The sequence below is a fragment of the Streptomyces triticisoli genome (assembly GCF_003270085.1).
Classification (GTDB): domain Bacteria; phylum Actinomycetota; class Actinomycetes; order Streptomycetales; family Streptomycetaceae; genus Streptomyces; species Streptomyces triticisoli.
In genome coordinates this window covers 1-3,132 of the sequence record NZ_QFDQ01000188.1, presented here as the reverse complement: position 1 = coordinate 3,132, position 3,132 = coordinate 1, and the positions used below count along the sequence as shown (strand labels likewise).

The 3,132-nt window shown below is 71.1% G+C and carries 4 protein-coding genes; all 4 read right to left on the bottom strand.

Features of this window, described 5'->3' with window-relative positions; translation table 11 throughout:
- Positions 1-135 precede the first annotated feature (135 nt).
- Entirely contained in the window at positions 136-570 is a 435-nt protein-coding gene (nusB, locus tag DEP02_RS24720) for a transcription antitermination factor NusB (RefSeq protein WP_112469893.1), read from the bottom strand.
- A gap of 2 nt (positions 571-572) precedes the next feature.
- Positions 573-1,139, bottom strand: a complete 567-nt coding sequence (efp, locus tag DEP02_RS24715; protein ID WP_112469892.1) for an elongation factor P — start codon at positions 1,137-1,139, stop codon at positions 573-575.
- A gap of 55 nt (positions 1,140-1,194) precedes the next feature.
- Entirely contained in the window at positions 1,195-2,304 is a 1,110-nt protein-coding gene (locus DEP02_RS24710; protein ID WP_112469891.1) for an aminopeptidase P family protein, read from the bottom strand.
- Positions 2,305-2,471: 167 nt separating this feature from the next.
- Positions 2,472-3,132: AAA family ATPase (locus tag DEP02_RS24705; protein WP_438947794.1), on the bottom strand; the 661-nt coding region annotated here is incomplete at its 5' end.

Here is a 3,132-nt window from a genome sequence, read left to right as displayed (position 1 = left end):
GTGGCCGGAACTTCACGGTTCCGGCCACCCCGGCGGCTTTCTGCGGGCCTGGCGGGACGGGTGGGTGCACAGACGCCCGGGGGCCCGCAGCAGTCACGCTGCGGGCCCCCAGGCGGTCTGTGTCACCGGCCGTTCTCACACCTCGTCACGGCGGAGCGAGGGCTTGAGGTCCTTCAGCCGGCCGAGCAGGCCGTTGACGAACGAGGGCGACTCCTCCGTGGAGAACTCCTTCGCCAACTGCACCATCTCGTCCAGCACGACGGCGTCCGGGGTCTCGTCGACCCAGATCAGCTCATACGCGCCGAGCCGCAGGACGTTGCGGTCGACGACCGGCATGCGGTCGAGCGTCCAGCCGACCGCGTACTGGCCGATCAGCTCGTCGATGCGGGTGGCGTACTCGGCGTAGCCCTCGACCAGTTGCATCGTGTACTCGCTGACCGGCGGCTGCCGGGGGTCGGTGCGGGAGAGCCGGAGCCAGTCCGCGAGGACCGTCAGGACCTCGGCACCGCGCTGGTCGGCCTCGAAGAGGATCTGGAAGGCGCGCTTGCGGGCCGTGTTGCGGGCAGCCACGGTTAGCCGCTCACCCGGCCGAGGTAGTCGCTGGTGCGGGTGTCGACCTTGATCTTCTCACCGGTGCTGACGAAGAGCGGGACCTGGATCTGGTGGCCGGTCTCCAGGGTGGCGGGCTTGGTACCGCCGGTGGAGCGGTCGCCCTGGACGCCCGGCTCCGTCTCGGCGATGGTCAGCTCGACGGCGGCGGGGAGCTCGACGTAGAGCACCTCGCCCTCGTACTGGGCGACGGTGGCCTCGAAGCCCTCGACCAGGAAGTGGGCGGCGTCGCCGACGGCCTGGCGGTCGATGTGCAGCTGGTCGTAGGTCTCCATGTCCATGAAGACGAAGTACTCGCCGTCCATGTAGGAGAACTGCATGTCACGCTTGTCGACAGTGGCCGTGTCGACCTTGACGCCGGCGTTGAAGGTCTTGTCGACGGTCTTGCCGGAGCGCACGTTCTTGAGCTTGGTGCGCACGAATGCCGGGCCCTTGCCGGGCTTGACGTGCTGGAACTCGACGACGGACCACAGCTGGCCGCCCTCGAGCTTGAGTACCATGCCGTTCTTGAGGTCGTTCGTGGAAGCCACGGTTGCGGAATCTCCTGGACTGACGTACGACCTGGGGCAGGCACCCAGCGCAAGGCTAGAGCGCGAGGAGCTCCTTGGTCGTGATGGTGAGTAGCTCGGGTCCGCCGTCCGCCTCGGGGCGTACGACGAGCGTGTCATCGATCCGGACGCCGCCCCGTCCCGGGAGGTGGACTCCCGGTTCGACGGTGACCGGCACGCAAGCGTCCAGTTTACCCATGGCCGAGGGGGCCAACTGCGGGTCCTCGTCGATTTCGAGTCCGACTCCGTGCCCGGTGAGGGGTTGCAGGCGCTCGGCGAACCCCGCGGAGTCCAGGACCTGACGCGCGGCACGGTCCACGTCGCGGTAGGCGGCGCCGGGTGTCAGGGCCTCCCGTCCGGCGCGCTGGGCGGCGAAGACCAGGTCGTACAGCTGGATCTGCCAGTCCGCCGGGGACGTGCCGATCACGAAGGTACGGCCGATCTCGCAGCGGTAGCCGCGGTAGGCGGCGCCCAGGCACACCGAGAGGAAGTCACCCTCCTCCACCCGCCGGTCGGTGGGCCGGTGGCCGCGGCGGCCGGCGTTCGGGCCGGTGGCCACGGAGGTCGGGAAGGCGGGGCCGTCGGCGCCGTGGTCGACGAGCCGCCGCTCCAGCTCCAGGGCGAGGTGGCGCTCGGTGCGGCCGACGAGGATGGACTCCAGCAGCTCGCCGAGGGCCTGGTCGGCGATCTCGGCGCCGATTCTCAGATGGGAGATCTCCTCCTCGTCCTTGACGACCCTGAGCTGCTCGACCGCGCTGCCGAGGTCCGCCAGCCGCAGCCGGGGCGCCACCGACGCGAGAGCGCGGTGGCGGGCCACGGTGAGGTGGTGTTCCTCGACTGCGAGGGAGTCGGCGCCCTGGGACTGGGCGAGGTCGGCGGCGGCGACGGCCGTGTCGCCACCGGGGGGCTGGGGCAGGACCTGCACGTGCAGGGCCTCGTCGGGGCGGCCCTCGTAGGGCCGGTCGTCCGGGGAGCTCCGGCACAGCAGGAGGTCCTCGTGTTTGGCGAGGAGCAGGACGGCACCCTGCGGGGACGCTCCCGCGAGGTACCGGATGTTGGCGGGACGAGTCACCAGCGCCGCCGCGCTGCCGCCCGCGTGGCAGCGTTCCCTCAGCCGGGTTCGGCGGGCCGCGTACACCTCTGACATGAACCGAGCGTAAGAGTCGTGGCTCAATATCGCCGTTCGGGAGGGCCGAGTGGGGTGTCCTGCCGGGGGTGGTTTCTGTTGGCCATGCTTTCACGGTGCCCGGTGTTGCTGCGGGGGGGGTGGGGCGCTTGCCCCGCTTGGGGGCACGACTGCCCGCGGTCACGTCTCTACCACTTCGGGGGGCTTGTGAGAGCTCGGGCCAGGATCTCGTTCAGGAGGTGGGCTGTGGAGGGGATGTCCATCGTGGAGTTGTCGATGATGGGGAGACCGGAGCCGTACCATCCGGCCATACGGCCGTGGATGCGGGCGACCTCCTCGTCGGTGAGGCGGCGGTTGCCGGTGCGCTCGGCGTTGCGCTCCAGCACGACGTCCAGGCCGGGCAGGAGGACGATCGGGAGCAGGCCGGGGCCGACGTGGCGTTTCCAGCCGCCGAGGCCGACCACCGGGCGGTCGGGGAAGACGGCGTCGTCGAGGATGCACGAGATGCCGTTGGCGAGGAAGTTGCGCGCGGCGAAGCCGCAGGTGCGGCGGGCGAGACGATACTGCGCCTCGGAGTTGTCGTTCCACCCCGACTGCGGGTCGGCGAAGCCGGAGCGGACCCATTCGCGCACGTCGTCGAGGCTGATGTGGGCGGTGGGCACGCGGCGGTGGTCGGCCCAGTACTTGGCGACGCTCGTCTTGCCCGCTCCCGCCGGTCCGATCAGCAGTACCGCCAGCGTGGTGGTCGCCGGGTCGGGCGCGATCCGGGCGGGCGGCACGCCGGGCATCCCGACCGGGCCGCCCGGCGGCAGCCGGACGTGGCCCGTGGCGTCCGGCGCGGGCAGCGGG

Bases quoted from the DNA above. Each gene is read 5' to 3' on its own strand.
- DEP02_RS24710 (WP_112469891.1), bottom strand. From the start codon at position 2,304: ATGTCAGAGGTGTACGCGGCCCGCCGAACCCGGCTGAGGGAACGCTGC.